Source organism: Oceanicaulis sp. HTCC2633, from assembly GCF_000152745.1.
GTDB lineage: Bacteria > Pseudomonadota > Alphaproteobacteria > Caulobacterales > Maricaulaceae > Oceanicaulis.
In genome coordinates this window covers 3,114,449-3,140,200 of the sequence record NZ_CH672428.1, presented here as the reverse complement: position 1 = coordinate 3,140,200, position 25,752 = coordinate 3,114,449, and the positions used below count along the sequence as shown (strand labels likewise).

The 25,752-nt window shown below is 65.2% G+C and carries 26 protein-coding genes and 1 tRNA gene; 12 read left to right on the top strand and 15 right to left on the bottom strand.

Annotated features, from left to right (window positions below):
• Positions 1–2 precede the first annotated feature (2 nt).
• A complete protein-coding gene (glmU, locus tag OA2633_RS14880; RefSeq protein WP_009803408.1) occupies positions 3–1,361 on the bottom strand; it encodes a bifunctional UDP-N-acetylglucosamine diphosphorylase/glucosamine-1-phosphate N-acetyltransferase GlmU in 1,359 nt (452 codons plus the stop codon).
• A gap of 149 nt (positions 1,362–1,510) precedes the next feature.
• On the opposite strand from glmU, the gene OA2633_RS14875 reads away from it, so the two are divergent.
• Positions 1,511–2,206 (top strand): HAD hydrolase-like protein, encoded by a 696-nt coding sequence (locus tag OA2633_RS14875; RefSeq protein ID WP_009803407.1) that lies wholly within the window; start codon positions 1,511–1,513, stop codon positions 2,204–2,206.
• Here the strand turns inward: OA2633_RS14875 and OA2633_RS14870 are convergent.
• Entirely contained in the window at positions 2,203–2,421 is a 219-nt protein-coding gene (locus tag OA2633_RS14870; RefSeq protein ID WP_009803406.1) for a phosphoglycolate phosphatase, read from the bottom strand. The two genes, OA2633_RS14875 and OA2633_RS14870, sit on opposite strands and share 4 nt — an antisense overlap.
• A 282-nt stretch (positions 2,422–2,703) precedes the next feature.
• Here OA2633_RS14870 and OA2633_RS14865 point away from each other — a divergent pair.
• Positions 2,704–2,778 (top strand) — tRNA-Val (locus OA2633_RS14865).
• Positions 2,779–2,836: 58 nt separating this feature from the next.
• On the opposite strand, the gene OA2633_RS14860 is transcribed toward OA2633_RS14865, so the two are convergent.
• Positions 2,837–4,195 carry an MATE family efflux transporter gene (locus OA2633_RS14860; protein ID WP_009803405.1) on the bottom strand — a complete coding sequence of 453 codons (1,359 nt, stop codon included), beginning with the start codon at positions 4,193–4,195 and terminating at the stop codon, positions 2,837–2,839.
• Positions 4,196–4,502: 307 nt separating this feature from the next.
• Between OA2633_RS14860 and OA2633_RS14855 the strand changes: the two genes are divergently transcribed.
• From OA2633_RS14855 to OA2633_RS14845, 3 genes are read left to right on the top strand one after another with little or no spacing between them, the layout of a single operon-like run.
• Positions 4,503–5,555: a Fe(3+) ABC transporter substrate-binding protein gene (locus OA2633_RS14855; protein ID WP_009803404.1), complete on the top strand. Its 1,053-nt coding sequence runs from the start codon at positions 4,503–4,505 to the stop codon at positions 5,553–5,555.
• Positions 5,552–7,141 (top strand): iron ABC transporter permease, encoded by a 1,590-nt coding sequence (locus OA2633_RS14850; protein ID WP_009803403.1) that lies wholly within the window; start codon positions 5,552–5,554, stop codon positions 7,139–7,141. The genes OA2633_RS14855 and OA2633_RS14850 overlap by 4 nt, the downstream gene beginning before the upstream one ends.
• Before the next feature lie 16 nt (positions 7,142–7,157).
• Positions 7,158–8,216 carry an ABC transporter ATP-binding protein gene (locus tag OA2633_RS14845; RefSeq protein WP_009803402.1) on the top strand — a complete coding sequence of 353 codons (1,059 nt, stop codon included), beginning with the start codon at positions 7,158–7,160 and terminating at the stop codon, positions 8,214–8,216.
• Here the strand turns inward: OA2633_RS14845 and OA2633_RS14840 are convergent.
• From OA2633_RS14840 to OA2633_RS14825, 4 genes are all read right to left on the bottom strand, one after another.
• Positions 8,206–9,789, bottom strand: a complete 1,584-nt coding sequence (locus tag OA2633_RS14840) for an ABC-F family ATP-binding cassette domain-containing protein (protein WP_009803401.1) — start codon at positions 9,787–9,789, stop codon at positions 8,206–8,208. The genes OA2633_RS14845 and OA2633_RS14840 overlap by 11 nt on opposite strands.
• A gap of 140 nt (positions 9,790–9,929) precedes the next feature.
• Positions 9,930–10,997 (bottom strand): Glu/Leu/Phe/Val dehydrogenase dimerization domain-containing protein, encoded by a 1,068-nt coding sequence (locus tag OA2633_RS14835; protein ID WP_009803400.1) that lies wholly within the window; start codon positions 10,995–10,997, stop codon positions 9,930–9,932.
• A 161-nt stretch (positions 10,998–11,158) separates the two neighbouring features.
• On the bottom strand, positions 11,159–11,755 hold the full coding sequence (locus OA2633_RS14830; RefSeq protein ID WP_009803399.1) for a uracil-DNA glycosylase family protein: 597 nt from the start codon (positions 11,753–11,755) through the stop codon (positions 11,159–11,161).
• Positions 11,748–12,020: a DUF3253 domain-containing protein gene (locus OA2633_RS14825; protein WP_009803398.1), complete on the bottom strand. Its 273-nt coding sequence runs from the start codon at positions 12,018–12,020 to the stop codon at positions 11,748–11,750. Before OA2633_RS14825 ends, OA2633_RS14830 begins: the two co-directional genes overlap by 8 nt.
• A 23-nt stretch (positions 12,021–12,043) precedes the next feature.
• Between OA2633_RS14825 and OA2633_RS16640 the strand changes: the two genes are divergently transcribed.
• Complete coding sequence (locus OA2633_RS16640; protein ID WP_009803397.1) at positions 12,044–12,766, top strand: DapH/DapD/GlmU-related protein; 723 nt, start codon at positions 12,044–12,046, stop codon at positions 12,764–12,766.
• Between the two features lie 76 nt (positions 12,767–12,842).
• Here the strand turns inward: OA2633_RS16640 and OA2633_RS14815 are convergent, their stop codons facing one another.
• Positions 12,843–14,123, bottom strand: a complete 1,281-nt coding sequence (locus tag OA2633_RS14815; protein ID WP_009803396.1) for a NupC/NupG family nucleoside CNT transporter — start codon at positions 14,121–14,123, stop codon at positions 12,843–12,845.
• Positions 14,124–14,251: 128 nt separating this feature from the next.
• Here OA2633_RS14815 and OA2633_RS14810 point away from each other — a divergent pair, with 128 nt between their 5' ends.
• Positions 14,252–14,452: a DUF1289 domain-containing protein gene (locus OA2633_RS14810; protein WP_009803395.1), complete on the top strand. Its 201-nt coding sequence runs from the start codon at positions 14,252–14,254 to the stop codon at positions 14,450–14,452.
• Here OA2633_RS14810 and OA2633_RS14805 read toward each other — a convergent pair.
• The 3 genes from OA2633_RS14805 to OA2633_RS14795 form a co-directional block, all read right to left on the bottom strand.
• Positions 14,449–15,267 carry a sulfite exporter TauE/SafE family protein gene (locus OA2633_RS14805; RefSeq protein ID WP_009803394.1) on the bottom strand — a complete coding sequence of 273 codons (819 nt, stop codon included), beginning with the start codon at positions 15,265–15,267 and terminating at the stop codon, positions 14,449–14,451. The genes OA2633_RS14810 and OA2633_RS14805 overlap by 4 nt on opposite strands.
• A gap of 86 nt (positions 15,268–15,353) precedes the next feature.
• Positions 15,354–16,352 (bottom strand): tRNA dihydrouridine(20/20a) synthase DusA, encoded by a 999-nt coding sequence (gene dusA / locus OA2633_RS14800; protein WP_009803393.1) that lies wholly within the window; start codon positions 16,350–16,352, stop codon positions 15,354–15,356.
• 52 nt (positions 16,353–16,404) lie between these two features.
• A complete protein-coding gene (locus tag OA2633_RS14795; RefSeq protein WP_009803392.1) occupies positions 16,405–17,316 on the bottom strand; it encodes a LysR family transcriptional regulator in 912 nt (303 codons plus the stop codon).
• A 99-nt stretch (positions 17,317–17,415) separates the two neighbouring features.
• On the opposite strand from OA2633_RS14795, the gene OA2633_RS14790 reads away from it, so the two are divergent.
• On the top strand, positions 17,416–17,823 hold the full coding sequence (locus OA2633_RS14790; RefSeq protein ID WP_009803391.1) for a cupin domain-containing protein: 408 nt from the start codon (positions 17,416–17,418) through the stop codon (positions 17,821–17,823).
• An 89-nt stretch (positions 17,824–17,912) separates the two neighbouring features.
• Positions 17,913–18,968: an NAD(P)-dependent alcohol dehydrogenase gene (locus OA2633_RS14785; RefSeq protein WP_009803390.1), complete on the top strand. Its 1,056-nt coding sequence runs from the start codon at positions 17,913–17,915 to the stop codon at positions 18,966–18,968.
• 75 nt (positions 18,969–19,043) lie between these two features.
• Here the strand turns inward: OA2633_RS14785 and pyrC are convergent, their stop codons facing one another.
• The gene (gene pyrC, locus OA2633_RS14780) at positions 19,044–20,087 is read right to left on the bottom strand and encodes a dihydroorotase (protein ID WP_040612785.1); all 1,044 of its coding nucleotides are present in this window, start codon (positions 20,085–20,087) and stop codon (positions 19,044–19,046) included.
• 135 nt (positions 20,088–20,222) lie between these two features.
• Between pyrC and OA2633_RS14775 the strand changes: the two genes are divergently transcribed.
• The 3 genes from OA2633_RS14775 to OA2633_RS14765 all read left to right on the top strand — a co-directional run bounded on the left by OA2633_RS14775 (position 20,223) and on the right by OA2633_RS14765 (position 24,042).
• Positions 20,223–20,774: a hypothetical protein gene (locus OA2633_RS14775; protein ID WP_009803388.1), complete on the top strand. Its 552-nt coding sequence runs from the start codon at positions 20,223–20,225 to the stop codon at positions 20,772–20,774.
• 72 nt (positions 20,775–20,846) lie between these two features.
• Entirely contained in the window at positions 20,847–21,419 is a 573-nt protein-coding gene (locus OA2633_RS14770) for a response regulator (RefSeq protein ID WP_009803387.1), read from the top strand.
• Between the two features lie 157 nt (positions 21,420–21,576).
• The gene (locus tag OA2633_RS14765) at positions 21,577–24,042 is read left to right on the top strand and encodes an ATP-binding protein (protein ID WP_241760721.1); all 2,466 of its coding nucleotides are present in this window, start codon (positions 21,577–21,579) and stop codon (positions 24,040–24,042) included.
• 34 nt (positions 24,043–24,076) lie between these two features.
• Here the strand turns inward: OA2633_RS14765 and OA2633_RS14760 are convergent, their stop codons facing one another.
• Genes OA2633_RS14760 through OA2633_RS14750 form a run of 3 tightly spaced genes read right to left on the bottom strand, consistent with a single transcriptional unit; the run spans position 24,077 to position 25,751 of the window.
• Positions 24,077–24,685 (bottom strand): periplasmic heavy metal sensor, encoded by a 609-nt coding sequence (locus OA2633_RS14760; RefSeq protein WP_009803385.1) that lies wholly within the window; start codon positions 24,683–24,685, stop codon positions 24,077–24,079.
• The gene (locus tag OA2633_RS15640) at positions 24,682–25,101 is read right to left on the bottom strand and encodes a hypothetical protein (RefSeq protein ID WP_009803384.1); all 420 of its coding nucleotides are present in this window, start codon (positions 25,099–25,101) and stop codon (positions 24,682–24,684) included. The genes OA2633_RS14760 and OA2633_RS15640 overlap by 4 nt, the downstream gene beginning before the upstream one ends.
• The gene (locus OA2633_RS14750) at positions 25,098–25,751 is read right to left on the bottom strand and encodes an RNA polymerase sigma factor (protein ID WP_009803383.1); all 654 of its coding nucleotides are present in this window, start codon (positions 25,749–25,751) and stop codon (positions 25,098–25,100) included. Before OA2633_RS14750 ends, OA2633_RS15640 begins: the two co-directional genes overlap by 4 nt.
• Position 25,752: the final 1 nt, after the last annotated feature.

Below are 25,752 nucleotides of genomic sequence, written 5' to 3'. Positions count from 1 at the left end.
GGCTATCCCTTCGTCGTCTTGTTCTTCTTGGCGGACATGGCCCGGCGGAACCGCGCCGCCCAGCCGTCCTTGTTCGTCTGCTTGGCGCGTGACACGGCCAGAGCATCTGCGGGCACGTTCTCGGTGATCACGCTGCCCGATCCGGTCATTGCGCCGTCGCCAATGGTGACGGGGGCCACCAGCGCGGAATTCGAGCCGATGAAGGCGCCCTCGCCGATCACCGTCTGGTATTTGAGAAAGCCGTCATAATTGCAGGTGATGGTTCCCGCTCCGATATTGGCGTTCGCGCCCACCGTCGCGTCCCCGATATAGGAAAGGTGGTTCGCTTTCGCGCCCTCCCCCATCACCGCTTTTTTCACTTCCACGAAATTGCCCACCTTGGCGCCGGTCTTCAGCACCGCACCGGGGCGCAAGCGGGCATAGGGGCCGACCTCGCAGCCGCCAGCCACGTCAGCGCCTTCCAGATGGGAATGGGCGCGAATGCGGGCGCCGGTGCGGATCACAACACCCGGTCCGAACACCACATGGGGTTCGACCACCACGTCATTCTCGATCATGGTGTCATGGCTGAAATAGACGGTTTCGGGCGCGATCAGCGTCACTCCGTCCACCATGGCCTGATGTCGCGCGCGTTGCTGGAAGGCATGTTCGGCGGCGGCGAGATCGACGCGGGAATTGACGCCCAGCACCTCGTCTGCACTGGCCTTCACCGCCTTTGCCGGCAGGTCGCGACCGCGCGCCAGCCCCACAAGGTCGGTCAGATAGTATTCGCCGCTGGCATTCTCGTTCGTCACCTCGCCCAGAAGCTCGAACATCAGCCCGGACGGCATGGCGAGGACGCCGGAATTGCACAGCCCCACCATCAATTGCTCGGGGCTGGCGTCCTTGGCCTCAACGATCGCGTCGAGCCCGCCTGAGGCGTTCTCGATCAGACGGCCATAGCCGCCCGGCTCTCTCGGTTCAAAGCCCAGCACGGAGACGGCGGCGCCTGCGTCGAGCGCCGCGAAGACCTGTTCCACGGTTTCAGCCGTAATCAGCGGCGTGTCGGCATAGAGCACGATCACGTCGCCGTCGAAATCCTTGAGCGCGTCCTGCGCCTGCTGCACGGCGTGGCCGGTGCCCTGGGGCGGGTCCTGCAAGGCTGTCAACGCGCCCGCGGCTTCCGCCTTGTCCTTCACCTCGGGCGCATGGGCGCCCCAGACCACGACCTTGCGCTCGGCCTGCACCGCATCCGCCAGCGCCAGGGACCAGTCGAGCATGGAGCGACCGCCAATGGGGTGCAGCGGCTTGGCGAGGTCCGATTTCATGCGTTTGCCATGACCGGCGGCGAGAATGACGGCGGCGCGGGGACGTGAGGACATGAGCCAGGCTCCCAGAAAACGTCAGGCCCGTGAGGTGAGGAATCTCAGGCGCTTTTGATGCTTCAGCGCTATAGCCTATCAAGACCCGGGACGCGACCACGCAGGCGCGTCACAAACGCTGACGTCTTTGAAACCCAATGTGAGGGCCCATGCTCACTTCTCTGTCCGGCGCGCGCATCGCCTTTGATCTCGACGGCACGCTGGTGGATACCGCCCCTGACCTGGTGCGCGCATTGAATGAAGCGGTGGTTCCTCTGGGCTTTGAGCCCGTGCCGCTGGAGGATGTGCGCGCCATGGTCGGCCGCGGCGCAAGGGCGCTGATCGAACGCGCATTCGAACGCGAAGGCCGCCCGGCGCCGGACGCCGACCTCGTGACCGAGCGACTCACCGTGTTCCTGGAGGCCTATGGCGCGGACATCGCCCGCCATTCACGCCCGTTCGAGGGTGTCGAAGCGATGCTCGATTCGCTGGCCGAGGCCGGCGCGCGCCTGTCGGTCTGCACCAACAAGCCGACCCAGCTGGCGATTCCGCTACTGGATGCTCTGAACATGCGTGATCGATTCGAGCGGGTCATTGGCCCTGAGGACGCCCCGGCGAAGAAGCCGGACCCGGCGCATCTTCTGGTCGCGGTTGGGGGCGATCCGATTGATCACGCCTGCGTCCTGGTGGGCGATTCCGAACCCGATGCGCTGGCGGCGAAAGCGGCAGGCGCAGGATCTGTGATCTTTCTGGGCGGTTATAGCGAAAAGCCGGCCCGCACTCTGGGTGCGGACCGGCTTTTTGAAGCGTATGGCGCTTTGCCCGGCTTGCTCGCCGAGCTCATCGACACACGGAAAGGCGCTTAGGCGCTGCGACGATCGGAAGAGCGATCATTCGCCGGGCGCGGCATGCCGTTGACCATGTTCGAGCGCACGTCGGTGCGGGCCGAACGCATGGCGGGCATGAAGCCGGCTTCGGTCAGTTCGATGTTCACGTCGTAGCCGCGCTCTTTCCAGTACGCCTCGATGCGTTCTTTCAGACGGAGCGCGCCTTCACGGGTGCAGAAGTCATTGGTGGCCATGGGGAGAAACCTCCTTCAAACACGCGCAGCAGCTCGCGTGCGTAGGGTTCGTTATCATTTGGAATTCTTAGCCGCAGACCGAAACAGCCCGGCGGCGAGACGCGGGTCTATAAGTGATATTTGTTCTTGACGAAAGTATGACGGGCCATTTTTTCGAAAAAAAATTATGCAACCGAGGAAAATTCGTAACTTAGCGATGCCTGTGCTGCAACCGATCTGCGTTTCATGGCTCCGGACCGCTTGACCGTCCCCGGTCGTCGGCATAAAACCCGCGCCTCTTGAGGGCGATTAGCTCAGCGGTAGAGCACTTCGTTCACACCGAAGGGGTCACAAGTTCGATCCTTGTATCGCCCACCAGTATGCCTGAAGAGGCGCGAACCCCGGCTCGATCGAGCCGGGGTTTTTGCTGTCCGGCTCAGCCCCGCGCCGGGACGGCGCGCCGGCTTGCGAACACGATGATCGCCAACGCCAGAACGCCGATATCCGCGAGCGGAGACGCCCACCAGATGGCGTCGGATCCAAGGCCAAGCCCCAGTCCGATCACAAGCGGAATGAACAGCAGGTACGGCTTGGCCAGCCCCAGGATCGCCGCCCGTACGGCGTCACCCTGAGCCTGAAAGTACAGGCCCAGCAAGAACAGGGGCGCGCCCAGCGCAAACAGGGCCATCAGGCGACGCAGGATGAAAGCGATCTGCGGCGCCAAGGCCTCCCCGCTCACAAAGAAGCCGCCGATCTGGGGCGCGAACAGCAGCACGCTCCCTTCCACCACGACGCCATAGCAAAGCGCGGTCAGAAGCGCGAAACGCAGCGAGTCGCGCACCCGACCTGTCAGCCCGGCGCCATGATTGATCCCGGTAACGGTCTGAAGGGCCTGGGACAAACCGATCACGGGAAGGATGGCGAAGGTCATCACCCGTGTCGCCACGCCATAGGCCGCGACAATACCCTGATAGTCCTCGGCCTTGCTCAGCTGCAGCACGCTGAGCACCGTCAGGGATCCAAGCGCCACGCCGAACAGGCCCAGGGCGGGCGGCGCCCCGAGCGCCAGAATGTGCGCCCAGCCCTTTCGGGTCCGGAACCAGCCGCTGAACGAGGCTGACATCAAGAGCGGATGCCGCACACGCCAGGCCAGGATGATGACCACGGACACGCCCTGCGCCAGCACGGTCCCGATGGCGGCGCCCGCCGCGCCCATCTGGAGGGCGATGATCAACACGGCGTTGAAAGCGATATTGGCGAGCGTCACGCCCAGACCGGCCAGCGCCATGAAACCGGCCTGCCCCTCATTGCGCAGACCATCCGCCTGAACCGACAGGATCAGCGCGATCGGCGCCCCCCAGATCAGAACGCCGATATAGCGCGCAGCCTCAGCAGCGAGCGCTTCATCCCCCAGTGACAACCGGGTCAGGACCGGGCCGCCCAGGAGGACGTAGAGCAGGACCAGCACCAGGCTGATCGCCAGAGACAGGGCATGAGCGGAGGCGAAGACGCTTTCCGCCCCGGACCGATCTCCCTGCCCCAGGGCGCGGGCCAGAAGACTAGACATGCCGGACGCCACCAGCATGCCCAGGGCGCTGAGCAACATGAAAATGGGAAAGCTGACTGTGACGGCCGCCAGCGCCTGTTCACCGGAGAAGACGCCCAGAAACCAGGCGTCGGTCACGTTCAGAAGACCGCTCATCACCATCAGGATGATGATCGGCAAAGCTGTTTTCACATAAAGGGATGGAAGGCCGCCTGTCAGAAAGGCGGCGTGCGGGTGATCCGTCGACACGAGCAATACTCCTCAAGCCCGGTCTCACATTTCAAATGGGGCCCGAATTGCCATTTCGCGAGACGGCGAAAGAAAGCAGCGTGGTGCGACAGAAGGCAGACTTCACCGGACGCGGGTCGCGTCGCTCGGGCGGCGGGCGTCTGCAGCCGGAGCCTTGATTAGAACCCGGCCCTCAGGGCGTCAATGCCCAACAAAATTCCGTGCGGCTGGCCGTCGCACTTGCGAGACGTTCTCAGAAATGGCAGTGAGTACCTCCCCCGGACCGGATGGACGCCTATATCGTCCGTCTGCAGCAAAAGGACACGCCATGACATTCGCCACCGCCTGCAAGAGTCTTCTGGTTGGACTGGTCAGCTTCAGCGCGCTGAGCGCGTGCAACCCGTCCGGATCGTCGTCTGGCGAAGGCGTGGTCAATGTCTATACGGCGCGTCATTACGCGTCAGATGATGCGCTTTATGAAGCCTTCACCGAACACACCGGGATCGAGGTCAATGTCATCGAGGCGCCGGGCGACCTTCTGATCGAGCGCGTGCGTGCGGATGGCGATCGCTCCCAGGCCGATGTGGTGATCACCGTGGACGCCGGCCGTCTTTGGCGCGCGGACGAGGCGGGCCTGTTCCAGCCGGCGCCCGAGCTCGAAGGCGTACTGGCGAATGTTCCCGCCAATCTGCGCCAGCCTGATGGCGACTGGTTCGGTTTCTCCAAGCGCGTGCGCGTCATCGCCTACGCCAAGGATCGCGTGGACCCGTCCGAGATCAGCAGCTTCGAGGATCTGACCGATCCGCAATGGCGGGGCCGGATCTGCGTGCGTTCGTCCAATAATGTGTACAACCAGTCCCTGCTGGCCGCGATGGTCGCCCAGGACGGCGCCGAGGCGGCGGAAGCCTGGGCCCGGGGCATTGTCGAGAACATGGCGCGTCCGCCCCAGGGCGGCGACACCGACCAGATCCGCGCCGTCGCCGCGCGCGAATGCGATGTCGCCATCATCAACCATTATTATCTCGCCCGCTTCATGCGCTCTGAAAATCCGGGCGATCATGAAATCGGCGAGGAGATCGGCGTGATCTTCGCCGATCTCGGAGATGGCGGCGCGCATGTGAACGTCTCCGGCGCCGGTCTCGCCGCCAATGCGCCGAACCGCGAGAACGCCATCGAATTCCTGGAGTTCCTGCTGAGCGACGACTCCCAGCGCATCTTCGCCGAGCTCACCAACGAGTATCCGGTCATCCCGTCCGCCGCCTATGACAATGACGTGCTGGATGCGTTTGGCGATTTCTCGTCCGATGACGTCAATGTGGACGAGCTCGGCGCCAATGCGGGCGAAGCCCAGCGCATCTTCGACCGCGTCGGCTGGCCGTGATCGCAGGACGCGCCCAGTTCAATCCGGTCAGGCCCGCTCTCGTCGCCGCTCTGATCTGCGCCGCACCGCTCCTGGCGGTTGCGGCGCTTGGCGTTTTCGGGCCCTGGACCGATTACATGGCCCATATCGCCCGCACCCGCCTGCCCGCCTATCTGGGCCATACGGCAATGGTGACGGGCGTGGCGGCGGTCAGCGCCGGGCTGATCGGCGTGCCTCTGGCCTGGCTCGTGGCGCGCTACCGCTTCTTCGCCCGCTCGGTCTTTGAATGGCTGCTGGCCCTGCCGCTGGCCGCGCCCGCCTACGCCTCCGCCTATGGCTGGTACGACCTGACCCAGCCGGGCGGCCCCGCCGATCTCCTGCCCACCGTCCGCGGGCCCATCGGGGCCGGGCTGATCTTCGGCTTTGCGCTTTATCCCTATGTCTATCTGCTCGCGCGCGAGGCCTTCGCGGGTCAGTCCGCGGACGCCTATGAAGCCGCTCGCACGCTGGGCGCCAGGCCGCGCAGCGCTTTCCTGCGCGCCGCCATTCCCATGGCTCGCCCTGCGATCGCCGCCGGGCTGGCGCTGGTGGTGATGGAAAGTCTCGCCGATTACGGCGCCGTGGTGCATCTGGGGGCGCCCACATTGTCCGTGGGTCTGATCCGCGCCTGGGCGGGCGAAGGCGCCATCGCCGATGCGGCGCGTCTCGCCCTGATCCTTGTCATGATCGCCTTCGTCCTGTTCGCGCTGGAGCGCAGCCAGCGTCAGCGCGCCCGCCAGACCAGCGCGTCCGGTCGCCGCCGCCCGCCGCGGCGGGTCGATCTCGATCCGGTGCGCGGCGCTGTCGCCGCCCTTTTCTGTCTCAGCCCGGTGCTGATCGGTCTTGTGATCCCGCTGGGCCGACTGACCTATCTGGCTTTTCACGCCCCCATGGCGCGTGACCTGTTTCAAGCCGCCAGCCATTCGCTAACCCTCGCCATCCTGTCCGGCCTCGCCGCCGCCGCGATCGGTCTGTTTTGCGCCTATGCGCTGCGCAGCAAGAAACCTGTCGCTGTCGCCGCCGCCCGCCTCGCCGGCCTGGGATACGCTGTGCCGGGGTCCGTCGCGGCTCTTGGCGTGCTGGTGCTCCTGGGCGGGCTGCAATCGGGTCTTGATGACGCGTGGACCCGCCTGACGGGCGTTCAGTTCCCGCTCTTGCTGTCAGGCGGCGTTCTGGCGCTGATCTTCGCCTATCAGTCGCGCTTCGCCGCGGCGGCCATCGGCCCGTCCGAAAGCGCCTTGCAACGCGTCACCCCCACGCTCGACATGGCCGCCCGCACGCTGGGCGCCGGGCCGGGCGAGACCGCCTGGCGGGTGCACCGCCCCATGGTGATGTCGGGTTCGCTTCTGGCGGCGCTTCTGGTGTTCGTCGAGGTGCTCAAGGAATTGCCGGCCACCATGATCCTGCGCCCGTTCAACTATGACACGTTGGCGGTGATCGCGAACAATTACGCCTCTGATGAAAGATTGGGCGAAGCCGCCCTGCCTGCGTTATTGATCACGCTGGTCGCCCTGCCGCCCATGATCTGGATCGCCCGACGGATCACCCGGCAGGAAGACGCGAAATGACTGGAACGCCTGCACGATGACTGCCGTCAAACTCGATGATCGCCTGCTGGAAGTCTCCGGCGCCGTGGTGCGCTTCGCCCCGGGGCGGCCGGCCGTGGACGGCGTCGAGCTGACCCTGACCTGCGGGCGCGTGACAGCGCTTCTGGGACCATCGGGGTCGGGCAAGTCCACGCTCCTGCGCGCCATCGCCGGGCTGGAGCCGCTGGATGCGGGCGAAATCCGGTTCGAGAACCATTTGTGGAGCGCCAAGGGCCTGCACAAACCGCCAGAGGATCGCCGCTGCGGCGTGGTGTTTCAGGATTACGCCCTCTTCCCGCACCTGACAGCGCTGGACAATGTCGCTTTTGGCCTGCGTGAGGGCCCCAAGGCCAGCCGTCGCGAGACAGCGCTCAGGCGACTGGAAGCAGTGGAGCTGGCGCATCGCGCCAAGGCCTATCCGCATGAGCTCTCGGGCGGTGAACAGCAACGCGTGGCGCTCGCGCGCGCGCTGGCGATCAAACCCGACGTGATGCTGCTGGACGAGCCCTTCTCCGGCCTCGACCGCCGCCTGCGCTCCGAACTGCGCGGCGCCACCGCCGACGCCCTGCGCCAGTCCGAGGCCGCAACCCTGATCGTCACCCATGACGCCGAGGAAGCGCTGGAACTTGCTGATTCCATCGCCCTGATGAATGAGGGCCGGATCATCCAGACCGGCGCGCCCGATACGCTCTACATGAAGCCCGCCTCGCTGACCGCCGCCCGGCTTCTGGGCGATGTGGACGTGTTCGAGGCCGAGGTCCGCGACGGCATCGCCAACACGGTTCTGGGCGCCTATTCCGCCACGGGTTTCACCAATGGCGACAAGGTCTTGCTTCTGGTCCGCCCCGAAGGCGTGAAACTGGAGCGCGCGGACGCCGAAGGCGCCCTCGCCCGCATCATCGCGCGTCGGGTCAGCTCGGGCTATGCGCGCCTGACCTGCCGGCTCGAGACCGGCCAGACGCTGGAGGCCCGCGCCAGCCTGAAGGAGAACCACCGCGTCGGCGACGCGGTGCGGCTCGGCGTCGAGCCGGCCTTCGCCCATCTCGTCAGCGCCTAGTCAGCGTCAGCGTGCTGTCGAGCGTCAGCGCGTCCAGAAACCGCTCATCATGACTGACCGCCAGGAGAGCGCCTGAAAAGACGGACAGCGCCTGTTCCAGCGCCTCGACGGCCTCGATATCAAGATGATTGGTGGGTTCATCAAGCAGGATCAGCTCGGGGGGCTCACCGCCCAGAACGCCCGCAAGCCCGGCGCGCAGACGCTCGCCTCCGCTCAGGCTCGCTACGGACTTCTCCGCATCGGTATTGCGCAGATCGAACTGAGCGAGCGCTGCATAGGCGGCATTGCGCGACAGGGACCGATTGCGGGCCCTCAAGGCGTCCACCACGCTCAGGTCCGGATCAAGATCACTGACGGTCTGATCCAGTCTTGCGATGCGGCCTGATGTGCGGCGGATCTCCCCCCGACCGGGCGCCAGCACGCCCTCGGCCAGTTTCAATACGGTCGTCTTGCCCGCGCCATTCGGACCGGTGATCGCCATGCGCGCCCCGCCTGACAGGGCAAAGCTGAGATCCTGGATCACGGGAGCGGCGTCATACCCGAAGCATACAGCCTCGAACGCCAGCACGGTGCGCCCCTGCGGACTATCGGCGGCGACGGCCTTGATGGACAGTTTCGGCCCCTTGTGCAGCTGGCCCCGCGCTGTGTCCAACCGCGCCTCCGCCTCGCCGACGCGTTTCTGGCTGAGCCCCGCCAGACGCCCAGCGGTCGCCTCGCTACGGTTCTTCATGGCGTCGAGCAACACCTTGGGCTGACTGCCGTCGGCGCGCTGCGCCTTGCCCGAACGCGCCCGGCGCTGAAGCCGGGCCTCGGCCTCCTTCGCAGCGCGTTTGACCTGCCGGGCTTCGGCGTCCAGCCGGTCATGCTCGGCCTGCGCTCGCTCCCGCGCCGCATCGCGTTGCGCCGCATACTCGGACCAGCCGCCCCCAAACACGGCCCAGCCGGGGCTTTCAAGCGCCACAATCCGGTCCATATGCTCCAGAAGCGCGCGGTCATGGCTGACGATGACCAGACCGCCCGGCCAGTCTGACAGCATCTGCTGCACGGCCTTGCGACCGTCTGCGTCGAGATTGTTGGTGGGTTCATCCATCAACAGGATGTCTGGCGCCGCGATCCAGGCCCGCGCGAGCGCCAGCCGGGCGCGCTGCCCGCCCGACAGGGCTGACACAGGACGATCAAGAGGCATGCCGCCAAGCCCGACCCGGTTCAGCGCCGCCTCCACACGGGCCTCCAGCGTCCAGTCCGCCGCCTCGAAATCGGCTGCGTCGCCCAGACCCTCCGTGATGCGTTTGAGACAGGCGAGCGCTGCGCCGACCCCCAGTCCGACGGCGAGGTCACCCTTCGCATCCGGACCCGATTGTTCAAGCCAGCCCAGACGTCCGTGCATCGAGATCGAGCCGGAGCTGGGCGCGACACCCCCCGCCAGCGCCTTGAGCAGCGTGGACTTGCCCGCCCCGTTGGGGCCGACGATTCCGGTCACCTCAGTGCTGAAGCTGAGGGTGAACCCCTCCAGCAGACAGGTATGGTCAGGCGTATGTAGTGAAAGAGAATTGGCAGACAGACAGGCGGACATGACGGACTCCAGACAGGGTTGCGCGAGGGGCGGAACGGGTCTGGAGCTTCATGGGCCTCATGTCCTTCAATGCAGAAACGGCGGCCTGAGTACAGGCCGCCGCTTTGATGTGCAAGTTCAATTCAGGCCGGAAAGCGGGCTTATTCCGCCGCCAGGGCCTTCTGTTCGGCTGCATCGGCGAGGCGCTGACGCGCAATCTCGTCGGCGACGATATTGGACGGACGGTTCTCGCGAGCCGCGGTGTCCATGATCTCGCCCAGCGTGGCTTTCAGGGTGTGCAGCTTGCCTTCCACCCATTTGGCGTCAAAGCGGGGATCGATCTCGCCCATGACGTTGATGATGCCGCCGGCGTTGATGACGTAATCGGGCGCATACAGGATGCCGCGCTTGACGAGCTCGGCGCCCATGTCGCGGGTTTCCAGCTGGTTGTTGGCCGCGCCGGCCACCACTTTGACCTTCAGGCGATCAATGGTGTTCGGGTTAATGATCGCGCCCAGCGCACACGGGGTGAAGATGTCCGCATCCACGTCGTAGATGGCGTTCGGGTCTTCGACCACTTTCGCGCCGGTTTCCTTGGCGATGGCCTTCAGCTCGGCCTCACGGATATCGGCGAGATGCAGTTCGGCGCCGGCTTCGGCGAGGTGACGCACCAGATAGGCGCCCACATGGCCGGTCGCGCCCTGAACAGCGATCTTCACGCCCTTGAGGTCTTCAGAGCCGAGACCGCGGGCAGCCGCGGCCTGAATGCCCATGAACACGCCCTTGGCGGTCACCGGAGACGGGTCGCCCGTGCCGTCAGGCAGACCCACGACATGACGGGTGGTGCGGCGCGCCGCGACCATGTCATCGGGAGAGACGCCCACATCTTCTGCGGAGATGTACTGGCCATTGAGGCTTTCCAGCGCACGACCGAAGGCTTCAAACAGGGCCTGACGGTCGAAATCGCCCTCGGGCTTCATGATCACGGATTTGCCGCCGCCAATGGGCAGGTCCGCCATGATGTTCTTGTAGCTCATGCCCTGGGACAGGCGCAGCACGTCGGTCACAGCCTCGGCAGAGGACGGATAGGACCACATGCGGCAGCCGCCAACGGCCGGGCCGCGCGCGGTGGAGTGCACCGCCAGGATGGCTTTGAGCCCCGTCGCCGGATCGGTGGCGAAGAGAACTTTTTCGTGGTTATCGAACGCGGTATGCTCGAACAGGCTCATGAGCGGGGAGTCCTTCCTGTCGCGAAACGAAAATGGGACGCTGGAAGGCCGGAGCCGCTTCATCGGCGGTCACGATCAGCCTTGGGCCAGCGCGTGCGCCGTCTCGATACCTTTTGCGACAAGTCCACGCAAGTGCCCGTTTTACTTGGGTAAATGTACGGTCAATTTAGACTGTTCAACATTTCGCGGACGCGAGCTTTCAGCTCGGGCAAAACTTCTTGCTCAAACCAAGGGTTACGCTTCAGCCAGCCGGTGTTTCGCCAGCTCGGATGCGGCAGCGCAACATAATCTGGCAAGTGCAGTCGCCACTGCTTTACGGTCTCGGTCAGGGTCTTCGCGGCTTGAGTCCCGAGATGCCAGCGCTGTGCATGGGCGCCCACCAGCAAGGTCAGCCCCACATTCGGCAAGGCCCTGCTCGCCCGGTCCTGCCAGAGCGGCGCGCATTCGCGCCGGGGCGGCTTGTCGCCCCCCTTCGCATCAAGGCCCGGAAAGCAGAACCCCATGGGCGTGATGGCTATGGCGCGTTCGTCATAGAACGCGTCTTCGCTCACCCCCATCCAGTCCCTGAGGCGGTCGCCGCTGGGGTCTGTGAAAGGCTTGCCGCTGGCCTGGACGCGCGTGCCGGGCGCCTGGCCGATAATTCGGATACGGGCGCTCGCCTCGCCCCGCACCACGGGTCGCACGGGATGGCCAAGATGGGGCTGGCAGACCCGGCAGGCGCGGATCTCACGCTTGAGCTGATCGAAAGACTCAGCCATCGCCTTCGGGCGCAGACGCCTCCGGCGCCTTGGCGAGGCGATAGACGCCCTTGAAGTTTTCAGGGTCCACCGGCTTGCCCTTGCGCAGGATCACGATCTTGCCCTGGCGGGCCAGATGGATCGCCGCGTTGCGCACATGGCGCATGCGGGACTGGAAGTCTTCGGGGAAGACTTCGCGGGCCGCCTCGGACGGGCAGATGCTTTTATCCGGCCCTCGCTGCTCGACCAGGGACAGAATCGCGGTTTCGATAACATCTTCGCTCATTCCTCGCTGGATACTCCAAAACCATGCGCCATGACCACCGTCCTTACTGGATGCACGCCCTGTGGGAGCAGTTCGAGAACGCCTGGACGCGCCATTTCCTCGAACCGCATTTCGAAAGCCTGGGCGGTCACGCCAAGGTGGTGCGCCCGTGGAATGTGGAGGTGTTCGGGCCCAATGTGCATGCCGGTCAGGCGATCCATATCGTCAGCCGCAAGGACCAGCCGGTCAGCTTCACGGTCTGGTCGCCGTCTGATGCGCCGGGCGAAATCCATATCGGCGATTGCTGCTTCTTCGCCGGCGGCATCCGCATTCTGGCGGCGGAGAAGATCGTGATCGGAAACGCCGCCCTGCTCGCCAAATCGGTCACCATCACCGACAGCGACTGGCATGGGCTTTATGATCGGATCACCGCCCGGCCGCCCAGCGCCCCGGTGATCATCGGCGACAATGTCTGGATCGGGGACGGGGCGTTTGTGGGCAAGGGCGTCACCATTGGCGACAACGCCGTCATCGGCGCCCGCTCGGTCGTGACCAAGGACGTGCCCGCCAATACGGTCGTGGCGGGCGCGCCGGCCCGGCCGATCAGGACGCTCGACCCGGACGGTCCCTTCAAGACCCGGCTGGAGATGCTGGGCGACGCCGAAGGCCTCGACCGCTTCATGAAGGCCGCCTATCGCGACCAACTCAAGGGCAATTCCACGCTGGGCTGGCTAAGGAGCAAGTTTTTTCCGCGGCGGGGGGATTAACACGCTCCTGCCCCCCAAAAAATAAAAACGGCCCCGGGTTTCCCGGGGCCGTTTTCATGTCTGCGTACGTCAGCGCCTAGTTGAAGAGGCTCATCGGCAGGGTTCCGATCACCGCGCCCGTCATCAGGGTCGCAAGCGTGCCGGAGATCAGCGCGCGCGGCGCGAGCTGGAGGATGTCCTCGCGGCGGCTCGGCGCCACGGCGATCAAGCCGCCCACCAGAATGCCGACGGAGGAGAAGTTGGCAAAGCCGCAGGCCGCATAGGTCAGGATCAGGCGCGAGCGCGGGCTGAGCGCGTCGGCGTTCGCGGCCAGTGCGTCATAGGCGAAGATCTCGTTCAGCGCCGTCTTGAAGCCCATGACGGTGCCGCCCGCCTGCGCTTCGCTCCACGGCAGACCGGCGATCCACACCAGCGGGGAGAACAGATAGCCCAGCATGCGCTGCACGGTGATCGGCTCGCCCAGGAAGTCCGGCAGCCCGCCCAGCATGAAGTTCACCAGAGCCACGATGGCGGTGAACACCAGGAGCATGGCGATGATGTTGACGAACAGCTTCACGCCATCCGCAACGCCCGTGGTCAGGGCGTCCATGGTGGAGTGATAGAGCTGGACGGGGATATTTTCCTTCTCGGCCTGCTCGGCGGTTTCGTCCTGCGGGTGCATGAGGCGCGCGAGGATCGCGGCGGCCGGCACCGAGATCAGCGAAGCGGTCAGGATATGGCCGGCGGCGTCATCGAGTACGGCGTTGAGCTGGCTCACATAGATGGCCATCACCGAGCCCGCCACGGTGGAGAAGCCCACCGTCATGATCAGGAACAGGTCAGAGCGCGAGATCGCGGGCAGGCGCGGACGGATCAAGACCGGGCTTTCGGTCATGCCGAGGAAGATGTTCGCAGCTGCGCCCAGAGAAGCGGCGCCCGACAGGTTCAGGATGCGGCGGAACAGGCTGGCGAAGCCGCGCACCGCAAATTCCAGGATGCGCCAGCGCCACAGCACCGCCGAGATCGCCGAAAGCACGATCACCATGGGCAGGGCCTGGAAGGCGAAGGTGAAGGTCAGCCCTTCGGCGCCCTCGCGGATCACATAGGGGTTCTCGCCCCCGCCCAGATAGCCGAACACGAAGCTCGTGCCCTGGGTTGTCGCCGCCTGCAGCACCTCGACGACGGTGGTCAGCGAGGACAGGAAGGCGCGCGTGGGCGAAAAGCTGAACAGCATGATCGCAATGGCGAACTGCACGGCGACGCCGCCCAGAACCAGTACAAGCGGCGGCGCTTTTCGCGGCCCCAGCGCCCAGGCGATGGCCAGAAACACGAACACGCCGATGAGGCTGCGCAGCTGCAGACCCAGATCTTCAATCATGTGAATGAATTCCCCTAATGACGGCCCACGCCGGTTCGGGCGTTTGTCACAGGTTCGCCAAAATACCGTTTTCTTAAAGAAACACTAGTGCGCTTGCAGCAGAAGCCTTAACGCGCCAGTTTCAGGCCATGACCGAACCGATCTGGAGCCCCTGCAAGCGCGTCTGCGTGGTTGATCCCAACGCGGCGATCTGCGTGGGCTGTTTCCGCACCCTGGACGAGCTGGGCCGCTGGATGACCATGAGCCAGCAAGAGCGTCTGGCGATAAAACCCGAGTTGAAGGCGCGTGAAGCGGCCTATCGGGAAAAGCGGGGCCTGAGCAGGCGTTAGCCCACAAAGATCGCTTCGCGCAGCATGTTCAGCGACATGATGAGAAGCCCCACGGCGAAGAATTGCTTGAGCCGTTTGGGGTTCAGGCTGTGCGCCAGATTCGCGCCCACCGGCGCCAGAAAGACGGCGGAAGCGGCCAGCGTCACGAAGGCCGCCATGTTCACATATCCTACCGAGAACGGCGCGCGGGCCGGTTCATCCAGCCCGGCGATCATGAAGCCGATCGCGCCCGGAAGGCCAATCGCGACGCCGAATCCGGCGGCGGTCGCGACAGCCGTGTGAATGGTCTTGCCATGCAGGGTCATCAGGGTGACCCCGAACACGCCGCCGCCAATTCCCATCAGCGACGAGAGAATGCCGATCGTCATGCCGAGCACGGTCTTCATCGGCTGCCCCGGCAGATCGTCGGCGAGCTTCCAGTCCGGGCGTCCAAAGAAGAATTGCGCTGACAGCAAGAGCGCCACGGCGCCGAACAATCCCGTCAGCGCCCGGCCGGGCGCAAGATCGGCGACAGCCGACCCCAGCAGCGCGCCCAGAACGATGAAAGGCGTCCAGGTCTTGAGCACCTTAAAATCCACCGCCCCCTTCTGGGCGTGGGCCGCCACCGACCGCAGGGACGTCGCCACGATCACCATCAGGGAGGTGCCCACCGCAGCGTGCATGGCGTGCGCCTCATACCCCAGACCGGTCAGCACATAATAGAGTGCCGGCACCATGATGATGCCCCCGCCAATGCCGAACAGGCCCGCAATCAGCCCGGCGAAGGCGCCGACGGCCAGAAGGGCGAGGATGAAGGGGATGAGCGAGGCGTCCATGCGGCCAGCCTTTCAAGTCAACTGAAAGAAGGCCGCACTTTTGCGCCGTTTGATGGCGCGCTGCAACATAAAGGCTGGAAAGGGTTTTATTCCGCCGCCGCCGGACGCACGGCGTCGAGCGCGTCTTCCAGAACTTCCCAGCCCGCGCCGGGACGATTGGCGCGCTCGGACAGCACCTGACGCCATTTGCGCGCGCCGGGACGGCCCGCGAACAGGCCCAGCATGTGCCGCGTGATGGCGTGCAGCTTCACGCCCTGATCGAGCTGGCGCTCCACATAGGGACGATAGGCCTCGACCGCCTCGAACGGCGTCGCGCAGGGATCAGACGCCTCGCCATAGATGCGGGTGTCTACTTCAGCCAGCGTCCACGGCGTGTGATAGGCCGCCCGGCCCAGCATGATCCCGTCCGCGCCATGGATCTCGGCCATGCCATGCTCGAGGGTTTCCAGCCCGCCATTCAAGAGCACTTCAAGATCGGGATGCTCGGCCTTCATCCGGCGCACCAGATCATAGTCGAGCGGCGGCACGTCCCGGTTTTCCTTGGGACTCAGCCCTTTCAGCCAGGCCTTGCGGGCATGGACGATGAAGGTCTTCACCCCGCTTTCGCGGACGGTCTCGACAAAGCCGAACAGGGTCTTTTCCGGGTCCTGATCATCCACGCCCAGCCGGTGCTTGACGGTGACGGGAACCGAGACCGCCTCGCGCATGGCGGTCAGGCAGTCGCGCACCAGTTCGGGCTCGCGCATCAGGCAGGCGCCGAACTTGCCCGACTGCACCCGGTCAGACGGGCAGCCCACATTCAGGTTGATTTCGAGATAGCCAAAGCCCTCGGCGATCTTCGACGCGCGCGCCAGAATGTCCGGATCAGAGCCGCCCAGCTGGATGGCGACAGGGTGCTCGCTGGCGTCAAAGCCGATCAGGCGCGGCACATCGCCATGGATCAGCGCCTGATCCACCGCCATCTCGGTGTAGAGCACGGCCCGGCGCGTGAGGACGCGATGGAAGGCGCGGCAATGCCGGTCCGTCCAGTCCATCATGGGCGCCACCGTGAACCGGCGGTCGAGGGGGGCTGCGCTGTCTGTCATGGCCGCGGGATGTAGTGCGAGCAGAGAGAAAGCGCAAATCCGGGGGTCAGCCTCAGCCGCGCATCAGGGCCTGACGCTGTGCTTTGAGACGGTCCAGCAACAGGCGGAAAGCCGGGGTCATCTGCCGACGGCTGGGGTAATAGAGATGATAGCCCGGAAAGGGCGGGCACCAGTCTTCCAGCACTGTCTCCAGCGCCCCGGTCTTGAGATGCCCGGTCAGAAGCTGGTCCGGCAGACAGACCAGGCCTCCGCCCTTGAGCGCCATCTTGATGTTCAGCGCCGGGTCATCGCTGGTATAGCGGCCCTCCACCCGTACGCTGAGCGGACGTCCGTCCTTCTCGAACTCCCAGGCATAAAGCCCGCCCAGGGTCTGGAGCCTCAGATTGATGCAGTCATGATCGGTCAGCTCATGGGGCGTCTGCGGACGCCCCGCCCGGTCGAAATAGGCGGGCGCGCCGGCCACGCGCATGCTCAGATCGGGACCGATGGGAACCGCGATCATGTCCGCATCCACCTGCTCGCCCAGCCGCACGCCGGCATCAAAGCCGTCCTTGGCGATATCAACGAGGCGCGCATCCACGCTGATCTCCACGGCGATATCGGGAAAGTCCTGCATCAGCTGGCTCACCACAGGCTCGAGAAGATCATGGGCGGAGTCATAAGTGGCGGTGATCCGCAACAGCCCCGAAGGCGTCGAACGGATCTGATCGAGGGTTTCAAGCTCGGCCTCGATCTCATCCAGCGCCGGACGCAAGCGCTCCGCCAACCGGCGCCCCGCCTCGGTCGGCGCGACATTCCGCGTGGTCCGGGTCAGAAGCCGGACGCCCAGCCGGTCTTCGAGCCGTCGCACCACCTGACTGACCGCTGATTGCGAGGTGCCCAGCCGCACCGCCGCCTTGGTGAAGCTGCGCGCTTCAGCCACGGCCAGAAAGGTCATCAGATCAGAGAGGTCTTCCCGTTTCATTCATATCAATTCCGAATAAGCCCTAATCAGCTTGATATACTAATCATATTTATCACAGTGGCTATATCTGGCCCTCATCACTATGAGGCCGGATTGACCATGGAAATCATTCATCTTGAAGACCAACAGACCGTCCAGGGCCCGGCCGAGACCTTCAGCGGCCAGGTCCGGATCAGCGGCCTGTTCACAGCCCCCTCGCCCGCGGAATTGTCCACCGGAACGGTCACCTTTGAGCCTGGAGCCCGCACCCATTGGCACACCCACCCGCTGGGACAGTTGCTGATCGTCACGGACGGGGAAGGCTGGATCCAGATCGAGGGCCAGGCCCGTCAGGACATTCGCCAAGGCGATATGGTCTGGATCGAGCCTCACACCAACCATTGGCATGGCGCGCAAGACGACCGCTCCATGACCCATATCGCCATCCAGCAAGCCGAGAACGGCTCGCCCGTCCGCTGGGGCGCGGCCGTTTCTGACGCCGAATACGCGCCAGAGCAGAGCGAGTAAGCCTCGGCGTTACTTTATATCGCTTGCGATATAAGTACATCGTCCTACCTATGAGCCACAGCTCACAGCCAGTCTCAGGAGAGAGTTCCTTGAAAACCACCGGATACGCCGCCTACGCCCCGGACAAACCGCTCGCCCCCTATGATTTCGAGCGGCGCGAGCTGCGCAGCAATGATGTCGCCATCGAAATTCTGTACAGCGGTGTCTGCCATTCGGATCTGCACACCGCCCGCGGCGATTGGGGCCCCTACACGGCGCCGCTCGTGCCCGGCCACGAGATTGTGGGCAAGGTCATCGCGGTCGGTCCCGATGTCGAGCAATACGCGGTGGGCGACCATGTGGGCGTCGGCTGCATGGTGGATAGCTGCCAGGACTGCGACCAGTGCGATCATGGCGAGGAGCAATACTGCCGCAACGGCATGACCGCGACTTACGATTCCAAGGACCGCATCACCGGCGAGCCGACCCAGGGCGGTTACTCCAAGCATATCGTGGTGCGTGAAGAGTTCGTGCTGGCCATGCCGGACGGGCTGGATATCTCACGCGCGGCGCCGCTGCTCTGCGCCGGCATCACCACCTACTCCCCGCTGCGCACCTGGAATGTGGGCCCGGGCAGCCGGGTCGGCGTCATCGGCATGGGCGGTCTGGGCCATATGGCGATCAAGCTCGCCATCGCCATGGGCGCGCATGTCACCGTGCTGAGCCGCTCTCCGAGCAAGGAGAAGGACGCGCTGGAGCTGGGCGCGGACGCGGTTCTGATCTCCACCGACAAGGACGCAATGAAGGCGGCGCGCAACTCGCTCGACCTCATTATCGACACCGTGCCGGTCAAGCACGACGTCACCCCGTACATGCCGCTTCTGGACATTGACGGCACGCTCGCGATTGTCGGCCAGGTCGGCCCGATGGAGGAGTTCATGACTCCTCCGGCCATCATGGGGCGTCGCCGGATCGCCGGCTCCCTGATCGGGGGCATCGCCGAAACCCAGGAAATGCTCGATTTCTGCGGCCGGATGAACATCCTGCCCGAAGTGGAGATGATCAAGATGGACGAGATCAACACCGCCTTTGACCGGATGGAAAAAGCCGATGTGCGCTATCGTTTCGTCATTGACATGAACAGCCTGGACGCGCCGGCCGCGTAAGCGCAGTCTCCGCTCAAACAAAAAGCCGCCTTGCAGTCTGCAGGGCGGCTTTTTCATGGGCTCTAATTTGAGACTCTAGTCCTCAACGAGGCGCCAGCTCATCTTCTCGCCCGCATGGAAGGGCACGACCTTGATGTCGCCCGCTTCCAGAGCGGCGGGAATCTCGGTGGCCTGGCGCTTGAGGGTGATCGTTCCCTCATTGAGCGGCAGGCGATAGAAGGCCGGCCCGAACGCGCTGGCGAAGCCTTCGAGCTTGTCGAGCGCCCCCTCTTCCTCAAAGGTCTGGGCGTAGCTCTCGATCGCCACCGGCGCGCTGAAAATGCCTGCGCAGCCGCAGGCGCTTTCCTTGGCGTGACGCTCATGGGGCGCGGTGTCGGTGCCAAGGAAGAATTTCGGGTTGCCGGACACCGCGGCCTTGCGCAGGGCCAGCTTGTGCAAACGACGCTTGGCCACGGGCAGACAATAGGCGTGCGGACGGATGCCGCCCACCAGCATGTCATTGCGGTCAATGCGCAAATGGTGCGCGGTGATCGTGGCGGCCAGGTTCTCGCCGCCCGCCTTCACGAACTCGACCGATTGCTCGGTTGTGATGTGCTCGAGCACCACGCGCAGGCCCGGCATGTCCTTGATGAGCGGGCCGAGAACCGTGTCCAGGAACACCGCCTCGCGGTCAAAGATGTCAATGTCGGGGCTGACCACTTCGCCATGCACCAGGAGCGGCATGCCCAGCTTTTCCATCCGTTCGAGCACCGGGCGGATATTGGCGATGTCGCTGACGCCATGGGCCGAGTTGGTCGTGGCGTTCTGCGGGTAAAGCTTGGCGGCGGTGAAGACGCCGTCCCTGAAGCCGCGTTCGATCTCGTCCGCGCTGATCGTATCGGTGAGATAGGCCGTCATCAGCGGGGTGAAGCCGCGTTCAGCCGGGACCGCCGCGTTGATCCGGTCGCGATAGGCGATCGCCTGATCCACCGTCGTCACCGGCGGGGTCAGGTTCGGCATCACGATGGCACGGGCGAACTGGCGCGCAGTGAAATCGGCGACGAAGTCCAGCATTGCGCCGTCGCGCAGATGCACATGCCAGTCGTCGGGCTTGCGGAGGGTCAGCGTGTCCTGGGTCATGATCTGCGATGTACACAGGCTTTCCGCCCAGCGCAAACCCGTCCTGCGCCCGGGCCTGGAAGGGGTTTCGTAACCGTGTTGGTTAACCCGCTCTAGACCCTGTCCGGGTTAGGGTTTCGGGCAAGGGAGACCACGATGGCCAAAGCTGAATATCACAAGCACCAACGCGTCTACGTCAAACCGGTCGGCACCTGGGCGGTGATCGAGAAGGTCAAGCCGCACTGGGTGCGTGACGTCGAAGAGCCCGTAAAGATCGCCTATGATTGCGGACTGGGGCGCGATTTCACCGCCGACGAGCTGAGCGCCGAGGCGATCGAGGAGAACCCGGTCGGCAATTGGCGGCTCATGCGGGCCCGCAACAAATGGCAATCGGTCGAGGAATGCGCCCACCACCCGCAGCCGGGCACCTACCCGGTTGTGGTCACCGACAGCCAGAACTGGGGCGGATGGCGCGTGCCGGGCGCGGAGTATGATCGCGATCCGGGCCGCATCGAGCATCAGGCGCGCCTGATCGTGCACGCCCCCAGCCTGTTCGCCCTCGCCGAGCGCCTGATGAAATCCGCACAGGAGGACCCGGACGCCTCCACCCAGACCATCACTCTGGCGAAAACCGCCGCTGACCTCATCCGCGCGGTGAACGCACGGCCGGACGACATGCAGCAAAAGTCTGAAGGCACATTGGATTAACTACACGGCAATGGCATTCGACCTAGATTGAACCCGACTCAGATTTGAGCCCTGAGCGAACGGAGCCGCGGCATGACGCCCCGCATGGGCAATGTGAACACCCTGATCATCGACGATAATGCTCACATGATCAGCATTATCCGTTCGATGCTGCTCGGTTTCGGCATTTCCAGGACCCATGAATCGCGCGACGCCGTCGAAGCGTTCGAAATGGTGCGCCACGAGCCGATCGACCTGATCATCGTCGATTACCAGATGCCGCTGCTGGACGGGCTGGAATTCATCCAGATGGTCCGTCGCGGCGCGGACATGAAGAACCCGTTCGTGCCGATCATCCTTCTCACCGCACATACCGAACGCTCGCGCATCATGGCCGCCCGCGACGCCGGCGTGACCGAGATCTGCGCCAAGCCCGTCACGGCGCGCCAGATGTGGGAGAAGATTGTGGCGGTGGTCAACAATCCGCGCCCCTTCGTGAAGACCGCGAACTATCTGGGTCCGGACCGTCGCCGCAAGCGCGAGGAATACAACGGCCCTGAACGCCGGTCGGTGACCACGGAAAAACCCTCTGACAACGCCAATCCGGCGGACGCCGAGATGGTTGACGACAATGATCAGGACGCCATCGACAAGCTGATGGCTTAAGCCTTACAGCCGCTCTTAACCCGGCATTTACGGCGCTGGACGAACGCCCGCGGAACACCTTAGTTTGCCAAGGATGATTCGTGTCGGCCAACAGACCGCGCGCGACGCCAAAAGCGATCGCTCTCCCGTTTCGGCCGAGACCGAAGCGAAGGGATCCTTGTGGCCCACGACGCTGGCCGTCATCGCCTTCTCTCTCGTCTTCGGCTGCGTGATCCTGGTCAAGCTGCACCAGGAATGGACCGCCGCGCGTGCGGAGGCCGAGGCCTCCCAGGCCCGCACGGCCGCCTTTATCGCCGAACGCGTCTCGGGACGACTGTCCGAAGTGCGCGGCGCGCTCGCCATGGCCGCCTCCCAGCTTGAAGTGATGAGCCCTGCGAGTCTGGACGCCGGCGCCCAGGCCGGCCTCGACAATCTGATCGAGGCCCCTTGGGTGGACGCCGCCGCCCTCCTGACCCCCGACGGACGCCTGATTGCGTCGGGCGAAGCTGATCCGGACGCCCTGCGCGAGGCGGCGAACGCCGCGCTGTTGTCCACCTCCGGGCTCGCCGCCCGCCCGGGCCAGACGCCGTCTCTGGTGATCACGGCGCCCGCGCCGCTGGCCGACGGCTCCGTGGGCGCCCTGATCGCCAGCCTCACGCCCCAGGCCCTGCTGCCGCGCTGGAACCGGGACGAGGTCGCCATGCTCACCGATGCGGAAGGCCGCCTGCTGGCGCTCAATCCCGACACCCCCTTCACCGGCGCGCCCTTTGCGGCCGAACGACTGGGCCTTGATCCGGAGGCGGTCTCGGAGATGTCGCGCAATGGCGGCGCCATGCGCGGCGCGCATCTAGGCGAGGACGCCCGCATCCTGGGCGCCGCGGCGATCAATGGCGCACCGCTGCAGGCGCTGAGCCTGGGGCCGGACGGCATTGACCGTCAGGCCTGGAACAGCACGCTGCTTTTCCACCTGCTCCTGTTTCTGGCGCCGCTCGGGACCGCAGGCGCCCTGTCGATCGTCCTGCGCAACCAGATGGGACGGCTGGGCGACACCCAGGCGCGCCTGCATGACTCCGAAGGGCGTTTGCACCTCGCCATCGAGGGCGCGCGCTGCGGGGTCTGGGACTGGGATCTCGACACCGATGAAGTGGTGCTGACCGATTCCTTCGCCCAGCTGATCGGGCGCGCGCGGGGGGAATCCCTGTCCGGCCCCGAGCTTCTCCTGCTGCTGGGCAAGGAAGACCGCCCCAAGGTGCGGGCGGCCCTGCGCGGCGCCGCCAACGCCCAGGACGTGGATCTGGAAGTGCGCGCCGCAGGCCTGCCGGTCTGGCTGCAACTGCGCGGGCGTCTCCTGCCGCATACGCGCCGGATCATTGGCGTCGCCATCGACATCACCGAGCGCAAGGGCGCCCAGGCGCGCGTGGCGGCGGCGGAATCGCGTCTCCGCGCGGCGCTTGAATCCATGAGCGAGAGTTTCGTGCTGTGGGATGCGCGCGGACGGCTGGTGCTGTGGAACCGCAAGTTCCGGGACTTCTTCGGCTTCAACGAACCCGATCTGCGCATCGGGTCGAGCTATGAACAGGTGGAGGCGGCGGCGGCGCGCGCCATCAAGGCGGCCCATGCCTCCGAGGACGGCCAGGACGACTATGATCTCGAGCTCAATGACGGGCGCTGGATCCACTACGCCGAACGCCGCACCGCCGATGGCGGTCTCGTCAGCGTGGGCGCGGACATCACCGCCCTGAAGGACCAGCAGCGCGCCCTCAAGGACAATGACCGCGAGATGCGCCGCACGGTGGAAAACCTGCGTCGCTCCCAGGAGCGCGTGCAGGAGCTGGCCGCCAATTACGAGCAGGAGAAGATCCGCGCCGAGGAGGCCAACCGCTCCAAGTCCGAATTCCTCGCAAACATGAGCCATGAGCTGCGCACGCCGCTCAACGCCATCAATGGCTTCTCAGAGATCATGGCGGGCGAGATGTTCGGCCCGCTGGGCCATGAGCGCTATCAGGACTATGTGCGCGACATTCTCAGCTCCGGCCAGCACCTGCTGTCGCTGATCAACGATATTCTGGACATGTCCAAGATCGAGGCCGGCAAGATGCAGCTTCAGCCCGAGCCCCTCATGCCCGCGGAGGTGATCGAGCAGTGTGTGCGGATCATGCGCGCCCGCGCCGAGGAAAAGTCGATCGAGCTGACGGTGGAAGGTTCGGAGCTGCCCGAGATCACCGCCGATCCGCGCGCGCTCAAGCAGGTGATCCTGAACCTGATGTCGAACGCGGTGAAGTTCACGCCTGAAGGCGGCAAGGTGAAGCTGCGCGGCTTCCAGGCTGCAGACGGGGTGGTGCTGCAGGTGTCAGACACCGGCATCGGGATTTCCGAAGATGATTTGCAGCGGGTCGGCCGGCCGTTCGAGCAGATCGAGAGCCAGCATTCGAAAAAGCATCAGGGCTCCGGCCTTGGCCTTGCCCTGTCCAAATCGCTCATCGAAATGCATGGCGGCGCCCTGCGGATCGATTCCCGCCTTGGCGAAGGCACCACCGTCTCCTTCACCCTGCCCGCCGAGCCCATCGTGGCGGATGCGGGCCCAGCGCCCAGGCCCTCCGGGCAAGCTGCTCAGACCGATGAGAGCCTGAGCGCAGAGGCCTGAGCCTTTCGCGCCTCTGCCCGGCCGCCTGCGGTTTCTAGAACAGATCCGGCGCTTGCGAACCGGACGGCGGCTCGTGACGCGGCCCGTCCTCGGATCCCGTTCGAGGATGATCAGGGCGCGTCTCTTCATCCTCTCGCCGATCCTCATGGTCCCGGTCACGCTCCCGACGCTCATGGTCATGACGGCGGGTCAGGGCGCGATCGAAGGCGTCCCGACGCACATCCGCCGGCAGGATGCCCGCCGCGTCGAGAATGAGCGCTTCGGTGCGCTGCTCCAGTCGGGCGCGCGCTTCGCGCGCTTCGCTCAGGGCCTGAGCGGCGGCTTCGGGGTCATAGGGCTCGGTCGTCAGCACGGCGCGCACGGCGCGTCGCTTGTCGCCCAGATCACGCATCAGGGCGTAGACCTCGTCACGCGAGCCCGCCATGTGTTCGAACAGCTCACGGCGATATTCCTCGGGCACGGCCCTGAAGAAGCTGCGCGGCTCGAACCCCTTCACGCTTGCGGCGTTCTCCGCGTCCGCCCGGATCGAGGCGCGCGACGGCCCATCATCATGGAACCAGCGATGGGCGCTCGAACCGATCAGCAATCCGTTCAGCAGGACAGAGACCAGCAGCAAGGCAATCCAGATATTGATCCGGTTCATGAGCCATCCTCAAACAGGGTTTCCGTCTCCGAGAGAACGGAGAAGGCATTGGCGTACAAGGCGTCGTGATTGGTCGGGGTGTTCATCTGGGCGCCCAGCCAGCCCGTCCCCGCGCCGCACATCAGCGCAATGGCGGCTGCGATGCCCGCCCAGCGCGGCGGGGCGAAGGCGCGACGAATTCCCGACGCCGCAATCGTTTCGTAAAGCGCGGGAGCTGGCGGCGCGGTGACGTCGAGATCCAGCAACGCATCCAGCGCCGCAGCCTCGTCCAGCAGGGCCTGGGCCAGCTCCGGCTCGGCGCTCAGGAAAGCCTGCGCCCGGGCCTGCTCATCGCTCGGCCAGCGCGACAGCTCGCCGCCAAAGGCATCCGCCAGTTCACTAAACCGGTCCGGGTTCATCGTGTGCATCTCGCTCATATCTCTTTCCCCGATCCGTGCAATCCTGCTGCGTCCGCGATCAGCTCGTCCCGGTCCGCCGCCAGCTTGGCCTTCAAGGCCCGACGCGCCCGCGCGAGCAGGGATTCCAGCGCTTCCACGCTGACCTCCATAATCTGGGCGGCCTCGATATTGGTATGGTCCTGAAAATGGCACAATTGCAGCGCCAGCTTCTGGCGTTCCGGCAGCTCGGCGACCGCCAATCTCACCCGGCTCAGCGCATCCTCGCCGGTCAGACGGCTTTCCGCGCTTGCGGCGCCATCCATCTGCTCGGGCGCATCCTCGCTGATCTGACTCTCGCGCTTCTTGCGCAAGCGGTCATAACAGGCGTTCATGGCGATCCGCGTCACCCAGGTTTCGAGCCGGGCCTTGTCCGGATCATAAAGCGCGATCTTGCGCCAGACCTTCACAAAGGTCTCCTGCGCCACATCATCCGCCTCGTCGCGATCACCCAGCAGCCGCGACGCCACGCCGTGAACGCGCGGCAGGCATCTCTGCGTCAGAGCCCGGATGGCGCCGGCGTCGCCCTGGGCGACGCCCTCTGCCAGCCGGGCGTCCGCGGCGCGCGCCTCCTCGCCCCCGCCCGTCCGGCGAGGGGAACCGTCTATGACCTTGAGGACGGGGCGGGACACG

Bases quoted from the DNA above. Each gene is read 5' to 3' on its own strand.
- glmU (WP_009803408.1), bottom strand. From the start codon at position 1,361: ATGTCCTCACGTCCCCGCGCCGCCGTCATTCTCGCCGCCGGTCATGGC.
- OA2633_RS14875 (WP_009803407.1), top strand. From the start codon at position 1,511: ATGCTCACTTCTCTGTCCGGCGCGCGCATCGCCTTTGATCTCGACGGC.
- OA2633_RS14870 (WP_009803406.1), bottom strand. From the start codon at position 2,421: ATGGCCACCAATGACTTCTGCACCCGTGAAGGCGCGCTCCGTCTGAAA.
- OA2633_RS14855 (WP_009803404.1), top strand. From the start codon at position 4,503: ATGACATTCGCCACCGCCTGCAAGAGTCTTCTGGTTGGACTGGTCAGC.
- OA2633_RS14845 (WP_009803402.1), top strand. From the start codon at position 7,158: ATGACTGCCGTCAAACTCGATGATCGCCTGCTGGAAGTCTCCGGCGCC.
- OA2633_RS14840 (WP_009803401.1), bottom strand. From the start codon at position 9,789: ATGTCCGCCTGTCTGTCTGCCAATTCTCTTTCACTACATACGCCTGAC.
- OA2633_RS14835 (WP_009803400.1), bottom strand. From the start codon at position 10,997: ATGAGCCTGTTCGAGCATACCGCGTTCGATAACCACGAAAAAGTTCTC.
- OA2633_RS14830 (WP_009803399.1), bottom strand. From the start codon at position 11,755: ATGGCTGAGTCTTTCGATCAGCTCAAGCGTGAGATCCGCGCCTGCCGG.
- OA2633_RS14825 (WP_009803398.1), bottom strand. From the start codon at position 12,020: ATGAGCGAAGATGTTATCGAAACCGCGATTCTGTCCCTGGTCGAGCAG.
- OA2633_RS16640 (WP_009803397.1), top strand. From the start codon at position 12,044: ATGCGCCATGACCACCGTCCTTACTGGATGCACGCCCTGTGGGAGCAG.
- OA2633_RS14815 (WP_009803396.1), bottom strand. From the start codon at position 14,123: ATGATTGAAGATCTGGGTCTGCAGCTGCGCAGCCTCATCGGCGTGTTC.
- OA2633_RS14810 (WP_009803395.1), top strand. From the start codon at position 14,252: ATGACCGAACCGATCTGGAGCCCCTGCAAGCGCGTCTGCGTGGTTGAT.
- OA2633_RS14805 (WP_009803394.1), bottom strand. From the start codon at position 15,267: ATGGACGCCTCGCTCATCCCCTTCATCCTCGCCCTTCTGGCCGTCGGC.
- dusA (WP_009803393.1), bottom strand. From the start codon at position 16,352: ATGACAGACAGCGCAGCCCCCCTCGACCGCCGGTTCACGGTGGCGCCC.
- OA2633_RS14795 (WP_009803392.1), bottom strand. From the start codon at position 17,316: ATGAAACGGGAAGACCTCTCTGATCTGATGACCTTTCTGGCCGTGGCT.
- OA2633_RS14790 (WP_009803391.1), top strand. From the start codon at position 17,416: ATGGAAATCATTCATCTTGAAGACCAACAGACCGTCCAGGGCCCGGCC.
- pyrC (WP_040612785.1), bottom strand. From the start codon at position 20,087: ATGACCCAGGACACGCTGACCCTCCGCAAGCCCGACGACTGGCATGTG.
- OA2633_RS14775 (WP_009803388.1), top strand. From the start codon at position 20,223: ATGGCCAAAGCTGAATATCACAAGCACCAACGCGTCTACGTCAAACCG.
- OA2633_RS14770 (WP_009803387.1), top strand. From the start codon at position 20,847: ATGACGCCCCGCATGGGCAATGTGAACACCCTGATCATCGACGATAAT.
- OA2633_RS14760 (WP_009803385.1), bottom strand. From the start codon at position 24,685: ATGAACCGGATCAATATCTGGATTGCCTTGCTGCTGGTCTCTGTCCTG.
- OA2633_RS15640 (WP_009803384.1), bottom strand. From the start codon at position 25,101: ATGAGCGAGATGCACACGATGAACCCGGACCGGTTTAGTGAACTGGCG.